Genomic DNA, 17912 nt, shown 5'->3' on the forward strand with positions numbered 1-17912 from the left:
AACTTGTTAATCTGCCTATAAGATGATTTTCATTATTCAGCCCAATTCTGAGAACGCCCCACCGCCTTATGCCATTCGTTCAATAATTTACGGGCGGTATCCTCTTTCATTTGTGGGTTAAAGACCTTATCCAAGCACCATTGTTCTTTCAGTTCATCGATATCCTTCCAATAGCCGATCGCCAAGCCCGCCAAATAAGCGGCTCCCAAAGCAGTCGTCTCCAATACATTCGGACGTACGACCGGACAGCGGCAGATATCGGACTGGAATTGCATCAAGAAGTTATTAGCGATAGCACCGCCATCTACCCGAATCTCTTTCGGCTTGGCGTGAATATCGTTTTCCATGGCCATCAATACATCATATACTTGATAGCAGATGCCCTCCAAAGCCGCACGGGTCAAGTGGGCCGCCGTAGTTCCGCGGGTAATCCCGATAATAGCGCCACGTGCGTATTGATCCCAATACGGCGCACCCAAGCCTGTTAACGCCGGCACAAAATAAACGCCCCCATTATCACTGACGGATTTCGCCATTTGCTCCGTAATCGAGGCATTCGGAATCAGGCCGATCCCATCCCTCAACCATTGAACGACGGCACCTCCCACAAAGACACTACCTTCCAGCGCATAGGTCGTCTGATCCCCTAATTTCCATGCGATCGTTGTCAATAGGTTATTCTGGGAAAGAACGGGTTCCTTACCGGTATTCAGGATCATAAAGCAGCCGGTTCCGTAGGTTGTCTTGATCATACCATCCTCTACGCAGAGCTGGCCGAACAGAGCCGCCTGTTGGTCGCCGGCCATACCGGATACCGGAATGCCTTTCTTAAAAATAGGAGTTGATGTCTCGCAGTAAACCTCGCTACAGGCTTTCACTTGCGGTAACATCGAGGCAGGTATCGTAAACAAGTCCAATAACTCTTGGTCCCATTGCAAAGTACGGATATTGAAAAGCATGGTACGGGAAGCGTTCGTCACATCCGTAATGAATTGAGCGCCCCGGGTAAGTTTCCAAACCAGCCAAGTATCTACCGTTCCGAAGCATAGTTCTCCCCGCTCCGCACGCTCCCGGATACCCTTTACGTTATCCAATATCCATTTTATCTTCGTGGCGGAGAAATAAGCGTCGATCACCAACCCGGTCTTCTGCAGGATACGTTCCGCCCAGCCTTGGGATTTAAGTTCCTCGCAATAATCCGCCGTACGGCGATCCTGCCATACGATCGCATTGTATACGGGAAAGCCAGTCTCCCGGTCCCAGATGATGGTAGTCTCCCGTTGGTTAGCGATTCCGATACAGGCGATATGGCTATCCGTGACATCCGCTTTTGCCATCGCCTCCTTGATGACAGACGATTGGGTGTACCAAATCTCATTCGGGTCGTGCTCTACCCAGCCCGGTTTCGGGAAATACTGTTGGAATGGCTTCTGAGCCAACGTAATAATAGTTCCTTGATGATTAAACAGGATAGCCCGGGAGCTAGTGGTTCCCTGATCAATCGCCAACACATATTTATTTCGAAAATTCATATCCTTCTATATTAGTATCGTTTATCAATTTGTCAATTCAGTATATAATTCGAGGCAACCTCATTAAACGCCTTTACCTGAGCAGAGGTCCAAGTCTCGTCCTTCCCCCATTCCGTAGCCAGAATCCCCGCTACTTTAGGAGCCATCGCCATCGCCGCCCGTGCGTCTAAGAATAAGATACGCAAACGGCGGGCCAATACATCCTCCAAAGTACGAGGCATCTCATTACGGACCAGCCAAGTTACCTCTCCTACCGTATAGGCATAGTCCGGATGCAACTTCTCCGCCATGGCGGGGGAAGAGGCCACTAAGTTACGGATTTCGTCGGCATCCGTACCATATACGTATAAAGGATCGGAGAAATCCGGATTCTTCCGGCTACCATGGATTTGGTAACGCTCGGTAATACAATCTTTTGTAGGAATATGCATGTAACGTATCGCTAGGTCTAGGGTATCTTGGGCCATTTTCCGGTAGGTTGTCCATTTGCCTCCGATAATGGTGATCAAGCCGGATTTCTCCCGGATCAATTTATGGCTACGTGATATCTCTTTTGTCTTTTTACCTTCGCTACGGGGAGCGGCGAGCGGACGAAGCCCCGCAAACACGGATAAGACATCGCTTCGCTTGGGTGGCCGGGTCAAATAATTAGCGGCCGTATCGAGTATAAATTGGATTTCTTTCTCTAAGGCTACCGGCTCCTTTTCCGGCGATTCCATCAAGGTATCCGTTGTCCCTACCACGACTTTATCATGCCAAGGTACGGCGAACAACACACGTCCATCCGATGTCTTAGGAATCATAATGGCGCAATCACTTTGCAAGAAAGAGGAATCCAATACCAAATGGACTCCTTGGCTGGGGCGAACGGTCGGGCGTTTACCCGGCTCGTCCATTTGCAAGATCTCATCGGCGAAGACACCGGTAGCATTGATCACGCAACGGGATCTTACTTGATAAACCGTACCGGTCTCCTCATCTCGAACCGTAACGCCGGATACTTTGCGGTCGCCATCCTTCAGAAGCCCTATGACTTTCGCATAGTTCAAGATACAAGCGCCAGCGTCGATAGAGCTGCGGACCATATTAATCGCAAGGCGGGAATCATCGAACTGGCCGTCGTGATAAAGCACCCCGGCGGTCATCCCTTTCGGACGAAGCATCGGAATGGTACGGAGCGCCCGTTTCGGACCGATACAAACCGAACGTCCCAGACCTAATTTTCCGGCCATCACATCATATAGGATCAGGCCTATCGTATAAAACGGGCCTTCCCACCAACGATAACAAGGGATTAAGAAGGTTTGATCTTTTACCAAATGGGGAGCGTTCTGGCGTAGCAGGCCTCGTTCGCGCAAAGCTTCCAGAACCAAGGAGACATCTCCTTGCGCCAAATAACGGACACCGCCATGGACCAACTTCGTACTACGGCTGGAAGTTCCTTTCGTAAAGTCCGATTGTTCGAATAAGGCGACTCTATATCCTCTTGTCGAAGCATCCAGAGCGATACCTATGCCGGTAGCTCCTCCTCCGATCACAAGAAAATCAAAGACTTCAGACGGGTCTTCCAACTGAGAAATCATTTTACTACGGTCCATATAGCTCCTCCTTTATTAAGATTAACAGTCACAAATCTAACCATTAATTCTTAGTATAACAAAGGATTTGGGAAAAAGGATCAGTAGCGCTTTCTGTTTTCCATAAAGATAACTGCAGTTTCTATTGGAAGAAACAAAAGTTTCCTGCTGAAGAAACTTTTGTTTTGCTATAGGGAAACAAAAGTTTTCCTTACGGGGAATTAAAAAAAACTGTAATAGTCTGATTATTATCACTCAAACATCTTATCGATACCTCCCGTATCCGGTGGGGTCGTGGGGCTATCTTCCTCCCCACCTTCGCTACATGGGTTTGCGTATTTCTCGGGGATCTCGAAAGTCTCGTCTTCCGAGTAGCCTAACGTTTTATCTTTATAAACCTTTTGCATATAAAGGGCGTAAATCGGTAACGCCATACTCGCTCCCTGCCCTTCCGCCAAGCGGTCGAAATGGATGGAACGGTCCTCGCCGCCTACCCAGCAGCCGGAAACCAAGCTAGGCGTAAATCCCATGAACCAACCGTCGGAGTTATTCTGGGTCGTTCCGGTCTTACCACCCATCTCCGCCTTGATACCGTAGCGGAAACGTACACGTCCTCCGGTACCACCGTCGATTACGCTTTTCAACATATGTAGCATCTTATAGGAAGCATCTTCCGTCAGCACCTCACTCATCTGTGGGGTAAAGTTCGCGATTGTATTTCCATATGAATCTTCTATACGGGTCACGAATAAAGGTTCTACCCGGATGCCCTTGTTGGCAAATACCGTATAGGCCCCGACCATCTCACCCACCGATACATCCGGAGTACCCAGACAGACCGAGATAACAGGATCGATATGATTCTTCAAGCCGAAAGAATGAAGCAAACGAACAAACGTATAAGGTGAGAGCTGGCTCATCAGATAAGCGGTTACCCAGTTATCCGAGTTCTGTAATCCCCACTTGATCGTAACCATCTCGCCGATTCGCTTCGCGCTGGCGTTACGGGGAACCCACAAACGACCGTTCTCGTCCATCAACTGCTGCTGCACATGTAGCATCTGGTCGCAAGGGCTGATCCCCTCGATCATCGCCAACGAATAAAGGAACGGTTTCATGGTAGAACCGATCTGACGGCGACCGCCATTCACCATATCATATTGGAAGTCATTATAGTCAATACCACCTACATATGCCTTGACCTGCCCGGTGCGAGGGTCCATCGACATAAACGCCGTACGCAAGAAACTCTTATGATAACGAATCGAATCCAAGGGAGACATGATCGTATCGATCGGACCATCCCAACTAAACACACGCATATCGACAGGCTTCTCAAACTCCTTGCGCATATCGGCCTCAGCCATTCCACTCTTTTTCATCGCCCGGTAACGATCTGTCTGGTGCATCGCACGCATCAACATCGTGTCTACTTGACCGACACTTACGTCTCTTGAGAACGGAGCATAGCTACGTCCCTTCTTTTCCCGGAAGAAAGCCGGTTGAAGATCTTTACTCATATGTTCACGGACAGCGTCTTCCGCATATTTCTGCATACGGGAATCGATACTCGTATAGATTTTCAAGCCATCCGTATAAAGATTATAGTATTCCCCGTCGGCTTTTTTATTTTTGTTACACCATCCATATAATGGATTCGTCGCCCAAGATAATGAGTCCTCACTGAATTTCTGAGATTGCCAAGAGGCGTAATCCTTACGCTCCGGTTTCTTCGCGGTCATTGTCAGACGAAGGTATTCACGGAAGTAAGGAGCCAAACCGTCTTTATGGTCCATACGGGTAAAATGTACGACCAAGGGTAAAGCCTTCAACGAATCACATTCCGCCTTGGTTATGTACCCGGCCTTTTCCATCTGCTCCAAAACCGTATTACGACGGCCGATGGTACGCTTGTTATGGCGAACCGGATTGAAATAAGAAGGGTTCTTGCACATGCCTACCAACGTGGCGGCTTCCTCGATCTTCAAGGTTTTAGGGGTCTTTCCAAAATACACACGAGACGCGGATTGGATTCCCACGGCATTGTACAAGAAGTCAAACTTATTCAGATACATATTTATAATCTCTTCCTTTGTGTAATAACGTTCCAATTGAACCGCGATCACCCATTCGATCGGTTTCTGGAAAAGACGTTCCATCATATTATCGGCACTCGGCGAGAATAATTGCTTCGCTAATTGCTGGGTAATGGTACTACCGCCACCACCGCTTTTTTGCATCAAGATACCCCGCTTCACGATAGCACGAAACAAACCCTGCGCATCGATACCGCTATGTTCGGCGAACCGGATATCCTCGGTAGCGATCAAGGCTTTCACCAAATCCGGCGAAAGATCCTCATAATTCACGTAAATACGATTGTCTTTGCTATGCGCATAGGCTCCCAACGCCTTTCCGTCCGAGGAGATAACTTGGGAAGCATATTTATCAATCGGGTTCTCCAATTGTTCCACCGGAGGCATATAACCAATTGAACCATTCGCTATCGCCATAAACACCATTACCACCGCCCCTAATATAGCGAGGTATACTATCCAACAAGAAATAAGGATACCTTTTGTAATCTTTGATGCCATCTTTTTATATTTCACGGTATGGATAAGAGACTCATCTTATCCACAACGACCTATTTAAGATCACAAAAATAGAGGAAAATACGATCTTATGCAAGTTGAGGCACATATTTCGCCAACAAATAACCACCAGCTAGTAACCAAACATATAAAATAGTGGCCAAAACAAAGGGCTTAGCGCCAGCTTTCTTAAATTTCTCGATACTTGTCTCCGTACCAAGAGCAGTCATGGCCATTGTCAGCATGAATGTATCTACCTGATTGATCCCATCTACAACCGCATGAGGAAGCAAGTCGAGCGAATTGAAACCAATCACGGCCAAGAAACCAAACGCAAACCAAGGAATAGTGATCTTACCACGAGAAGGGGCAACGCCTCCGCCATTCCTCCCCCCGTTAACCACGGAATTCACGGCGGTTCGAGCCAACATGAAACTCATGACCACTAGCACAGGAGCTAACATCATCACACGAATCATTTTCACGATAATAGCCGCATCCGAAATTTCCTTTCCCATAGCGTTACCGGCTCCTACCACATGAGCTACCTCATGCAAGGTCGCACCCGTATAAAGTCCCATTTGCTCCGGGTCTAAATCAAGAATACCCGCACGGTACATCACCGGATAAATAAACATAGAAAGCGTACCGAAAATCACGACTGTCGATACGGCAACCGCCGTCTTATGAGCCTCGCACTTCACGACCGGTTCAGCGCCCAATACCGCAGCAGCCCCGCAAATAGCGCTACCCGTGGCAGTCAGTAAAGCAAGGTCTTTATCCATTTTCATCAATCGTCCCACCCAAACACCGATCAAGATGGTAAGCACCACGATCACCATATCGATCAGGATTGCCGGAAGGCCGATCGCAATCACGCTCTGGAAGGTCAGCTTAAACCCATATAGTACGATACCCGCACGAAGTACTTGCTTAGTACAAAACAGGATACCCGGAACCCACGTCTCCGGCAAATGGTTTCTCAGGCTGTTGGCGTATAACATACCTAAAATAATACCGACAATCAGCGGACTGAATGACATTTGTTTAACAAACTGGAACTCCGCGATATAGAATGCGGAACAAGAGAAAAGGGCTATCAGCAAGACACCATGTAATACGTTACCTCGTTTTTCGCTAAACATAATTATTGATTTATTTAGTACAACATATCATTATTTGATTTCGTTCGCGAAAGTACATATTTTCATCCGATCCCTTACTTCACAAGTTTTTATAGCGAATAACCTAAAGTTATTGCCAATGTTGACTGGCAAAACGCATGAAACTTTCTTCCATACCGCTGTTCTGTCCCTGCGGCTCCACAAAGGAGAAAGTCCGTTCGGCCTTAAAGCCCTCAATATCTATCACTTTCAAACGTCCAGCCATCAGCTCACGTGTCACCGCCCGAATAGAAAGAATTCCCAAAGCATCGGAATTTTCCAAGAATAATTTGATACTCTCCGTACTACCTAGCTGCAATAATACGTTCAATTGCGACAGTTTGATCTGGTGTTTTGCTAAAGCCCCCTCCAAGACCTCAAGCGTACCGGAGCCGTTTTCACGAAGTACTACGGGCAAAGCACAAAGTTGTTCCAACGTCAGTTCGTCATAAGCAGCCAACTTAGACCCTACATGAGTGACAACCACTAACTCATCCTTCATAAAAGGTATATAATGCATCGTATTTTGACGGGTAGTCCCTTCCACCAATCCTAACGTTATTTTTCCATCTCGCAAAGCCAACTCTATATCCCGGCTATTCCCATTCAATACAGATACATGTATATCCGGAAACATCTTAATGAATAAAGCAAGCACGGGCGGAAGAACATATTGGGATATTGTCGTACTGGCACCTAAATGTAAATCCCCCAGAAAATTATTTGTCAACAGATTCATCTCGAAATCCAATTGACGATACGAAGCCAATAAGGAATGGGTATGCGAAAACAACAACTCGCCCGCACGAGTTAAACGGATCTGGCTACCTGTTCGTTCAAAGAGAGGTGTCTTATATTGAACCTCCAACTCATGGATATGCTTACTAATAGCGGGTTGACTAATGAACAACTCCCGGGACGCTTTCGTGAAACTTAGGTTACAAGCTACGCTATGAAATACTTTTAATCGAAAATCCATGATATTCTATCTTTTGCCGTTTTAATTTAACAAAGATAAAAATAATACTATATATTTGTGGATTGAAACATAAATATATGAATGAATATGAAATATCTATATGTTTTATTGTTGACGTTGACCGTCAATGCATGCAGTGGTCAACGCAATCAAAAAACGGAAGAATCCAATGTAGCGCCACCCACCTTTGAAATGGTCTCAGTCCCCACCCTAATCACAGACCCGGTGGAAAGGGCCGAATATTTAGTGAAACATTATTGGGATAAATTCGACTTCAAGGATACGACCTATATCCATGAACCTCAAGTGACCGAGCAGGCATTATCCAACTATATAGATTTGATGAACTATGTCTCGCCTGCGGCTATGTCTTCTTCCGTAAAAGCGATGATGAAACAAACAGAACAAGACAGTGCCATGTTTCAGTACTTTTCCGAGATGATGGAGAAATATCTATACGACCCGAACTCCCCCTTAAGGAATGAGGAAATGTATATAGCGGTATTGGAATATCTTACCGAATCCTCGTCATTAAGCGATGTGGAAAAGATACGTCCCGCCCATTTGCTAGAGCTCGCATTAAAAAACAGAATCGGGACGCCTGCGACCGATTTCACGTACACATTAGCGAACGGACAAACCGGGAAATTATACAATATAAAAGCGGATTATCTATTATTATTTTTCTATAATCCGGACTGCCATGCTTGTCAAGAAATAACCAGACAAATGGAATCGTCCTTCTTGATCAATGAATTTTCAAAAAGCAACAAACTAAAGATCTTAGCCGTTTATCCGGACGAGGATCTGGACGCATGGAAAGAACACGTTTCCGTCATGCCTAAAGATTGGATCAACTCATACGACAAAAGTGTTTCGCTTAAAAACGACGAGATCTACGACTTAAAAGCGATACCCACATTATACCTATTGAACAAAGAGAAGAAAGTATTGTTGAAAGATGCTACTTTTCAACAGATCGAAAATTATTTATCACAAACAACTAACTAATTTAAAACATGAAAAAAATCTTATTGTCCTTGGCTTTTTTAGCAGGAGTGAGCCTAACGGTTTCCGCCCAATTCAAGATTGGCGGCAAGACCATTAATACGAAAAAAGTGATTAATGCTGCGACTGATGTAGCGCATGCCGCTACTCTATCCGACGAGGATGTAGCCAAAATGGCAAAAGAGTACATCCAATGGATGGACACTCATAACGAGGTAGCGGGCCCGGATACGGAAATGGGACAACGCTTGGAACGCTTGACCGCCAATGTAAAAAAAGTTTCCGGCCTAGACTTAAACTTTAAAGTATATAATGTAGTAGATGTAAACGCTTTCGCCTGTGGAGACGGAAGTGTACGCGTATGTGGCGGATTGATGAAAATCATGGACGATGACGAGGTATTCGCCGTTATCGGTCATGAGATCGGGCACGTCGTTCATTCCGACTCTAAAGACGCCATGAAAAACGCTTACTTGACCTCCGCCGCTAAAAACGCCGCCGGAGCCGTAAGTGGAACCGTATCCAAGCTGACCGACTCTCAACTGGGAGACATGGCACAGGCATTGGCTGGCGCTCAATATTCCCAGAAACAAGAGTATGAGGCGGACGAATTCGGTTTCCAGTTTTGTATAGATTACGGGCGAGATCCGTACGGAATGTCTAACTCATTAAATAAATTGTTACAACTGAGTGAGTCGGAAGCTAAATCGTCCAAGTTTATGCAGATGTTCTCAAGCCATCCCGAGACTCAAAAACGTGCCGATCGGGTAAAAGAGAAGGCCGATGAGTACGTGAAAAGCAAGCAATAACTGTTAACGGTCCTTTAGCAGGACGGACTATTATTAAAATAAAGCTAACGTATCAAGGATTTACGCCACGAAATCATGCTGTACAACATAAAATACTATATATTTGCACCGTGTTTTTCATGGTATTAGATTTAAGGTTAGCAATGAAGATTGGTTGTCCGTGACGGATGACCATTTTTTTTTGCTTTGATAGTCAAAAAAACTTCTACCTTTGCAAAAGATCTATCTATTAAGAATCATGAAACACACACATAAATATTTAATTTTTGCCATATCCATATTTCTTGTCTCTTTGTTAACCCTAGGTTGCCAAGAAAAAGAAGAAAAGAAAATCGTGCTTATCCATTCTTTTGAGCAAAAGAAAGATACCTACCCGATTTTTAATGAAACACTGAAACGAACATTCGATAAACCGGACTCCATTGAACGCTATTGTCGGATTCTCGAATCTTATGAACACAGACATCGAGCTCAGTAAGGCAGAACGGGAAAACTTTACCGAGTTAATCAATACGAACAGCGATCTGTTATTGAACCTTATCAATGATATCTTAGATCTTTCCCGTATCGAATCGGGCCGTATGTCATTCTCTTTCCAGCAATATTCTCTAAATGAATTAATAAGCACGATTTACCAGACTTTCCAAGTTTTAATGCCGGAGAACGTAGAACTTCGTATGCAAATACCGGAAAAAAGCATATCCATTCCCACGGATAAGTTTCGGTTGACACAAGTGATTACCAACTTTCTTAGCAACGCTATTAAATTCACGCAAAAGGGATATATATTGATTGGTTATGAATACCGAGAGGAAGAGCGGCATGTACATATTTTCGTAGAAGATACCGGCATTGGTATTCCGAAAGAAAAGCAAGACGCCGTTTTCAATCGTTTCACGAAACTGGATGAATTCGCCAAAGGTACCGGCTTGGGACTATCCATTTGCAAAGTGATAGCCGAACGTTTCGATGGGTATATCGCCGTAGAGTCCGAAATAGGAAAAGGAAGCCGTTTTTCCATTATCCTTCCCCTTAACCCCAAACACACTGAAAGTGATTAATCACATTTATTCGCAATAATCCCGAAAATAATATTACTTTTGCTTTTGTATACAATTTTAAATTTCAGATCTGTGAGTACAAGAATAAAATTAAGGGTTCAAGGATTAGCGAACAGCCAAATTCAATCCGGGGCCTATGCGTTAATTTTGGCAGAGGAAAATGGTCCACGGCGAATTCCAATCATCGTAGGAACCGCTGAAGCACAGTCTATAGCGATCGCATTGGAGCATATCGTACCTCCTCGTCCATTAACACACGACTTATTCGCCACTTTTGCGCAAGCCTTCAACGTCATTCTTAAGGAAGTCTACATATACAAATTCGAAGATGGTGTGTTTTACTCAGAATTAGAGTTTAGCGACGGTGAGCGCTCGATAAAGCTGGACTCTCGCACTTCCGACGCGATTGCCATAGCGCTTCGGGTAAATTGCGACATCTTTACTTCCGAGGAGATTGTAAAGGAATGCGGTGTCGTACTGGAAGACACCCTGTCCATCCCCGCTGACGAACCGGAGGAGGATGACAATTTATTAGAATTAGAACCGGATGAGATTAAGGACGAAGCCCAGTTAAAGAAATGGTTAAGCCTATTGGATATCCAAGAAATAAACGAGCGATTGGAAGACGCTATAGCGGACGAAAATTACGAATACGCGAAAATGTATAAAGACGAGTTGCGCCGTCGAGAAGAAGAGGAGGACACAAACAAATGATTGGAGAACAAGGAGGATTCGGACTGGTCTCACTTTTAAGAGGTCTGCTTGGGATCATTACGATTTTAGGTATCGCCTATGCGATGAGTTATGATCGTAAACGGATCGATTGGAAATTAGTAGGTGGAGGTTTGTTCATGCAGATCGTATTCGCCTTGGCGGTTTTATATGTGCCGTTCGTCGGAAGCCTATTGGAAGGATGTGGCAAGATATTTGTTAAGTTGATGGACTTCACGGATGCCGGTCTTACTTTCTTATTAGGCCCGTATGCCTCTAAAGCGGCAGGATTCAGTTTCTTGCTTCATTCGCTACCGATTGTTATTTTCTTCTCCGCCTTGGTTTCCATGTTTTACCATTGGGGGATTATCCAGAAAGTAGTCGGTGCCTTTGCGTGGGTATTGCGTAAATTCATGAATATATCCGGCTCGGAGGGATTAGTGGCCGCCGGTAATATTTTTATGGGAATGACAGAATCTCCTGTGTTGATCAAGAATTACCTGCCGACAATGAATCGTTCGGAGATATTTTTGGTCATGGTATCCGGAATGGGTACGATCGCCGGTTCCGTAATGGGTACTTACATAGGTATGTTGGGAGGAACAGACCCGGCGGCGAAGGTTTTATTCGCCACTCACTTGCTCTCGGCTTCCGTAATGGCAGTACCGGGTTCAATCGTTTTAGCGAAAATGCTTTGTCCGCAGACGGAAGAAGCCACGGACCATGTAGCTATCTCCGGCAAGGAAAAAGAGAACTCGAATATTCTAGATGCCATCTCATCGGGTACGGTTACCGGCGTAAAGTTGATGACGAATATTGCCGCGATGTTATTGGTATTCATATCCCTTGTAGCGTTAGCGAATTATATTACGGAAGGTGTGATAGGGCGTTATACCGGACTGAATGACTGGATTGTAAAGATTACGGACGGTAAGGCGCAGGGCTTGACCTTCCAATTTATACTGGGCGTAATCACCTCTCCTTTCATGTGGTTGATCGGGGTTCCCAGCCAAGACATCATGTTAGTTGGTTCTTTATTGGGACAAAAGACCATATTGAACGAATTTGTCGCCTATTTCCAATTACAGCAATGGAAAGATGCCGGATTATTCATGTATGAGAAATCGATCTTGATGTCTACTTATATCCTTTGCGGATTCGCTAATATATCGTCTATCGGTATCTTATTAGGCGGATTGGGCGTATTAGCCCCGGAAAAACGAGGATTAATTTCACGTATCGGCGTACCGGCTATGATCGGCGGAGCCTTGGTCTCTGTGCTATCGGCTACTATAATTGGTATGATCCTTGGGTAATTGAAAATTGAGAATTGAGAATTGAAAATTAGATGGTCATGCAGATTTTTTATACACCAGATATAGCTATCAAGCCGGAATTACCGGAAGAAGAAGCAGGACATTGTATACGGGTACTTCGTCTAGGTGAAGGCGATGAGATAGTATTGACGGATGGGCAAGGCTCTTTTTATAAAGCGGCTATTAGCCGGGCGCATCCCAAACATTGTGAGGTGACCCTCTTAGAGAGTTGGAAACAACCCGATCTCTGGAACTTCAATCTCCATATAGCCATAGCTCCTACCAAAAACATGGACCGGATGGAGTGGTTCGTGGAGAAAGCGACGGAAATAGGGATCAATGCGATCACCTGTTTGAATTGTCGTTTCTCGGAGCGTAAAGAGATCAAGCCGATTCGATTGGAGAAGATATTGGTCAGTGCCATGAAGCAATCCCAGAAAGCGACTTTGCCGGCGTTAGAAGGAATGACAGATTTCAAGAAGTTTGTCGCCACTCCCTTTGATGGGCGTAAGTTTATCGCCCATTGCGAGGAAGGCGAGAAGCCACTATTAAAACATACGTATCAGCCGGGAGAGAATGCCTTAATCCTCATCGGACCGGAAGGTGATTTTAGCCCGGAAGAAATCAAACTGGCTCAAGAGAATGGCTTCGAGCCGATCTCTTTAGGAGAGAGCCGGCTGCGTACGGAAACGGCCGCGCTAGTGGCTTGCCATACGATTCATGTGTTAAATCAATAGAATAATCCTATTTCCATTAAAAATACGTTAATCCTCATAAGGGTTATTAAGCAAATTGCTACATTTGTAATGATATTAACAAATCTAATCTAATAACAATTTAAGTAACATGAAAAAGTTGTTCAAATCATTCTTGATTCTTTCGGCCATAGCTATGGCTATCCCCTGTTTCGCTCAAACTCCGAATACATTGACTAAGAAGGAAAAAAAAGCTGGCTGGGAATTATTATTCAACGGAAAAGACTTCTCTGGATGGCGCCAATGTAACGGTACCGCTATGCCCGCGAACTGGGTTATAGAAGACAATGCCATGAAAGTATTTACCGGCGAAGGCAAAAAACCGGGACAAGGCGCTAATGGCGATATCCTTTACCAGAACAAGAAATTCAAAAACTTCGAGCTCTCGGTAGACTGGAAAGCGAGCAAGATGGGCAACTCCGGTATCTTCTATTATGTACGCGAAGTACCCGGCAAACCTATTTATTATGCGGCTCCCGAAGTACAGGTACTAGATAACGTGGACGCAACCGACAACAAATTAGCGAACCACCTAGCAGGTTCTCTATATGACATGCTTCCCGCAGATCCGAAAACAGTTAATCCTGCCGGCGAGTGGAATACGATCGTAATCCGTGTAAAAGATGGAAAGGTAACGCATACCCAAAATGGTAAGAAAGTTGTTGAGTATACTTTATGGAGCAAAGAGTGGGATGATTTGGTAGCTAACAGTAAATTCAAGAACTTCCCGGGCTTTACCGAAGGTATTTCTAAAGAAGGTTATATCGGTCTGCAAGATCATGGCTATCCGATCTGGTTCCGTAATATCAAGATCCGTGAACTAAAATAGTTCTTCGAATCTATCGTATATAAATAAAAAGCCCGGGATTCAGATAAATCACCGGGCCTTTTTATATCTGTTTAATAAGTAAGCCTAATTACTCCCACTCAATTGTCGCATTCGGTTTCGGAGACATATCGTAGCATACACGGTTCACGTTCTTCACCTCTTTCAAAATACGATCCGTAATCTTCATCAAGATAGGCCAATCAACCGGTTCGATCGTAGCGGTCATGGCATCTACCGTATTGACGGCACGGATAATCACGGGCCATTCGAAAGAACGGGCGTTATCACGTACGCCAACCGACTTAAAGTCGGGTACTACCGTAAAGTATTGCCATACCTTTTTATCCAATCCGGCGTTCTTGAACTCCTCCCGTAAGATCGCATCCGACTCACGTACCGCTTCCAGTCTGTCACGAGTGATAGCGCCCAAGCAACGTACGCCTAAACCAGGTCCGGGGAACGGCTGGCGATAAACCATATCATAAGGCAAACCTAACTCTACGCCACAAGCACGAACCTCGTCCTTGAATAATTGACGCAAAGGCTCAACCAACTCAAATTGCAAATCTTCCGGCAGACCGCCTACGTTATGATGGGATTTCACCATCTTAGCCGTCTTCGTTCCACTCTCCACGATATCCGGATAGATCGTTCCTTGAGCCAAGAAATCGATTCCATCTAATTTGCGAGCTTCTTCCTCAAATACACGGATAAACTCACCACCGATAATCTTACGCTTTTGCTCCGGATCTTCCACGTCAGCTAGCTTATTCAAGAAACGATCGGTAGCGTCTACATACACCAAATTGGCATTCAACTGGTTCTTGAAGACCTCAACGACATCCTCGGACTCGCCCTTACGCATCAAACCATGATTCACATGCACGCAAACCAATTTATCGCCGATCGCTTTCAAAAGCAAAGCGGCTACTACAGAGCTATCGACACCTCCAGACAAGGCCAGCAGAACTTTCTTATCCCCTACCTGACGCTTTACCAATTCAATCTGGTCATTGACAAAATTCGTCATATTCCAGTTTGCCTCAGCCTTGCAAGTATCGAACACGAAAGACTTGACAGCGCCCTTGATCGCCTCGACATCATCCGTAAACTCCGGCAATTTAACCTCGCACAACGCCTTATCGTGACCTGCGGCCATTACAGGAGTGCCCATCTCGTAAATACCCGGATTCACGTCGATAGCTACACCGTCGATAACATTGTTTGGGCCACCATTGATAATGATACCTTTCACGTTTGGCAAGGCTTTTAATTCCTCAACCGTGATGTCATGCGGATAAATCTCACTATAAACGCCTAACGCACGAATAGCACGAGCCAACACCGTATTCTCATGACTACCTAAATCCAAGATAACAATCATATCTTGCTTCATGTGACTTTTAAATTTTATTGATTTTACACTTTGTTATACCTAAGACAAATGTCACTCCCACTCGATGGTTGCAGGCGGCTTCGAGCTGATGTCGTACACGACTCTATTCACGCCTTTCACCTTATTGATAATCTCGTTGGAAACTTTGGCGAGGAACTCGTACGGAAGCTGCGCCCAATCGGCGGTCATAGCGTCCGTGGAAGTTACCGCACGTAAAGCTACCGTATTCTCATAGGTACGCTCATCGCCCATTACACCTACGGATTGAATCGGAAGTAAGATTACCCCAGCTTGCCAAATCTTATCGTAAAGTCCCCACTCACGCATCAATGACATATAGATATCGTCAGCATCTTGCAGGATACGTACCTTTTCCGGCGTGATATCACCCAAGATACGGATACCCAATCCCGGTCCCGGGAACGGATGGCGCTTGATCAAATGCGGTTGCATACCCAACTCCATACCGACACGGCGAACCTCATCCTTGAAAAGAAGACGAAGCGGCTCGACGAGTTTCAAGTTCATCGTATCCGGAAGTCCGCCCACATTATGATGGCTCTTGATAACCGTACCTGTGATAGACAGCGACTCGATCACATCCGGATAAATCGTACCTTGCCCCAGCCACTTGATATCTTTCAGCTTATGCGCCTCCTCATCGAAGACATCGATAAATCCTTTGCCGATGATCTTACGTTTCTTCTCCGGTTCCGTAACGCCCGCTAGTTCTTTATAGAACTTATCTTTCGCGTTTACGCCGATCACGTTCAATCCTAAATGCTCATAATCCCTCATTACGTTCTCGAACTCATTCTTGCGCAGCAAACCATGATCCACGAAAATGCAAGTCAAGTTCTTACCGATCGCCTTATTCAGCAATACGGCCGTAACAGATGAATCCACACCGCCGGAAAGAGCCAAGATCACCTTGTCATCTCCCAATTGCTCCTTCAACTCAGCTACGGTAGATTCGATAAAGGAAGCCGGTGTCCAATCCTTGGCGCATCCGCAAATATTCAAGAAGTTATCCAGCAACTTCGTACCGTCTGTCGAATGGAATACTTCCGGATGAAACTGAACGCCCCACGTTTGCTCACCTTCCACATGGTAAGCGGCAGCCCTCACGTCGTCCGTGCTGGCGATCACCTTGAAATTATCCGGCAATACGGTAATCGTATCCCCATGAGACATCCATATCTGTGAACCCACATGGATCCCTTTCAGTAATTCATCCTCACCATCAATGTGCGACAAATTAGCACGTCCATACTCACGTGAATTAGCCGGTTCCACATTACCTCCGGATGTATAAGCTAGAAACTGCGCTCCATAACAAATACCTAAGACGGGATACTTCCCCCGTATCTCGGTCAAATCAGCCTTAAAGGCATTCTCGTCGTATACGGAATAAGGACTTCCGGAAAGGATCACACCTTTCACGTCGGTAGCGTCATGCGGGAATTTGTTATAAGGAACGATCTCACAATACATATTCAACTCTCTGACCCTACGGCCGATAAGCTGGGTTGTTTGCGAGCCGAAATCAAGAATAATAAGTTTCTCGTGCATGCAATTATGATTATTTAATTGAGTGGCGCAAAGGTAGTAATAAATTCGGGAAGCATAAACACACTGGGCAAATATTCTTCCTTATCACGATACTTTTAAAGGATCTTCCCTTGTCCTATTACGCCTTTCCTCCTGAGATATTCATTATCCACCATCTGTTGCATGATTGTCCACCATCCGTTGCATGATCATGCAACGGATGGTGGACAATCATGCAACAGCCATTAGAAGATGAATACCTCAAGAGGAAAACCACAAATCCCCCTAAGGATCCGGCCAAGGGAAGCCATGAAAACAGAGAACCGCCCGACAACCCGGCGAGAGTTACGGACGGACAAAACAAAAAAAGCCTCGAAGCGTTCATTACAAACAACTTCGAGGCTTTCCTCTGAGGTTCCTGGCGGATTCGAACCGCCGTACATGGTTTTGCAGACCACTGACTAAGCCACTCATCCAAGGAACCGAATCAATCAAAAATAAAAGTAATTTTCAATTCTTAATACTGAATTTTCAATTACCAAGAGGTTCCTGGCGGATTCGAACCGCCGTACACGGTTTTGCAGACCGCTGACTAAGCCACTCATCCAAGGAACCATAACTTCAACACAAA

14 protein-coding genes and 2 tRNA genes are annotated in these 17912 nt (G+C 45.3%); 7 read left to right on the forward strand and 9 right to left on the reverse strand.

What is annotated here, in order from left to right; translation table 11 throughout:
• Window positions 1-32: 32 nt before the first annotated feature.
• The 5 genes from glpK to CI960_RS13365 form a co-directional block, all read right to left on the reverse strand.
• Window positions 33-1532 (reverse strand): glycerol kinase GlpK, encoded by a 1500-nt coding sequence (glpK, locus tag CI960_RS13345; RefSeq protein ID WP_005855008.1) that lies wholly within the window; start codon window positions 1530-1532, stop codon window positions 33-35.
• Window positions 1533-1564: 32 nt separating this feature from the next.
• The gene (locus tag CI960_RS13350) at window positions 1565-3130 is read right to left on the reverse strand and encodes a glycerol-3-phosphate dehydrogenase/oxidase (protein ID WP_005855006.1); all 1566 of its coding nucleotides are present in this window, start codon (window positions 3128-3130) and stop codon (window positions 1565-1567) included.
• Window positions 3131-3360: 230 nt separating this feature from the next.
• Window positions 3361-5706: a transglycosylase domain-containing protein gene (locus tag CI960_RS13355; RefSeq protein WP_005855004.1), complete on the reverse strand. Its 2346-nt coding sequence runs from the start codon at window positions 5704-5706 to the stop codon at window positions 3361-3363.
• 86 nt (window positions 5707-5792) lie between these two features.
• Window positions 5793-6848 carry a YeiH family protein gene (locus tag CI960_RS13360; RefSeq protein ID WP_005855002.1) on the reverse strand — a complete coding sequence of 352 codons (1056 nt, stop codon included), beginning with the start codon at window positions 6846-6848 and terminating at the stop codon, window positions 5793-5795.
• Window positions 6849-6957: 109 nt separating this feature from the next.
• A complete protein-coding gene (locus CI960_RS13365) occupies window positions 6958-7845 on the reverse strand; it encodes a LysR family transcriptional regulator (protein WP_005855000.1) in 888 nt (295 codons plus the stop codon).
• Window positions 7846-7926: 81 nt separating this feature from the next.
• On the opposite strand from CI960_RS13365, the gene CI960_RS13370 reads away from it, so the two are divergent.
• From CI960_RS13370 to CI960_RS13400, 7 genes are all read left to right on the forward strand, one after another.
• Window positions 7927-8856: a DUF5106 domain-containing protein gene (locus CI960_RS13370; protein ID WP_008780245.1), complete on the forward strand. Its 930-nt coding sequence runs from the start codon at window positions 7927-7929 to the stop codon at window positions 8854-8856.
• A gap of 8 nt (window positions 8857-8864) precedes the next feature.
• A complete protein-coding gene (locus CI960_RS13375; protein ID WP_005854995.1) occupies window positions 8865-9662 on the forward strand; it encodes a M48 family metallopeptidase in 798 nt (265 codons plus the stop codon).
• Window positions 9663-10114: 452 nt separating this feature from the next.
• Window positions 10115-10723, forward strand: coding sequence for a HAMP domain-containing sensor histidine kinase (locus CI960_RS13380; RefSeq protein WP_011966600.1), 609 nt, complete (start codon window positions 10115-10117; stop codon window positions 10721-10723).
• 72 nt (window positions 10724-10795) lie between these two features.
• Complete coding sequence (locus tag CI960_RS13385) at window positions 10796-11437, forward strand: bifunctional nuclease family protein (protein ID WP_005854990.1); 642 nt, start codon at window positions 10796-10798, stop codon at window positions 11435-11437.
• Complete coding sequence (locus CI960_RS13390) at window positions 11434-12750, forward strand: NupC/NupG family nucleoside CNT transporter (RefSeq protein ID WP_005854986.1); 1317 nt, start codon at window positions 11434-11436, stop codon at window positions 12748-12750. The genes CI960_RS13385 and CI960_RS13390 overlap by 4 nt, the downstream gene beginning before the upstream one ends.
• A 38-nt stretch (window positions 12751-12788) precedes the next feature.
• Window positions 12789-13487, forward strand: a complete 699-nt coding sequence (locus tag CI960_RS13395; protein ID WP_005854983.1) for a 16S rRNA (uracil(1498)-N(3))-methyltransferase — start codon at window positions 12789-12791, stop codon at window positions 13485-13487.
• A 109-nt stretch (window positions 13488-13596) separates the two neighbouring features.
• A complete protein-coding gene (locus CI960_RS13400) occupies window positions 13597-14334 on the forward strand; it encodes a DUF1080 domain-containing protein (RefSeq protein ID WP_005854980.1) in 738 nt (245 codons plus the stop codon).
• A gap of 88 nt (window positions 14335-14422) precedes the next feature.
• On the opposite strand, the gene guaA (CI960_RS13405) is transcribed toward CI960_RS13400, so the two are convergent.
• From guaA (CI960_RS13405) to CI960_RS13425, 4 genes are all read right to left on the reverse strand, one after another.
• A complete protein-coding gene (gene guaA, locus CI960_RS13405) occupies window positions 14423-15730 on the reverse strand; it encodes a glutamine-hydrolyzing GMP synthase (RefSeq protein ID WP_005854978.1) in 1308 nt (435 codons plus the stop codon).
• Between the two features lie 51 nt (window positions 15731-15781).
• A complete protein-coding gene (gene guaA / locus CI960_RS13410) occupies window positions 15782-17302 on the reverse strand; it encodes a glutamine-hydrolyzing GMP synthase (protein ID WP_005854975.1) in 1521 nt (506 codons plus the stop codon).
• 391 nt (window positions 17303-17693) lie between these two features.
• Window positions 17694-17765, reverse strand: a tRNA-Cys gene (locus CI960_RS13420).
• Window positions 17766-17824: 59 nt separating this feature from the next.
• Window positions 17825-17896, reverse strand: a tRNA-Cys gene (locus tag CI960_RS13425).
• Window positions 17897-17912: the final 16 nt, after the last annotated feature.

Source organism: Parabacteroides sp. CT06 (assembly GCF_002257605.1).
GTDB classification, from domain to species: domain Bacteria; phylum Bacteroidota; class Bacteroidia; order Bacteroidales; family Tannerellaceae; genus Parabacteroides; species Parabacteroides distasonis.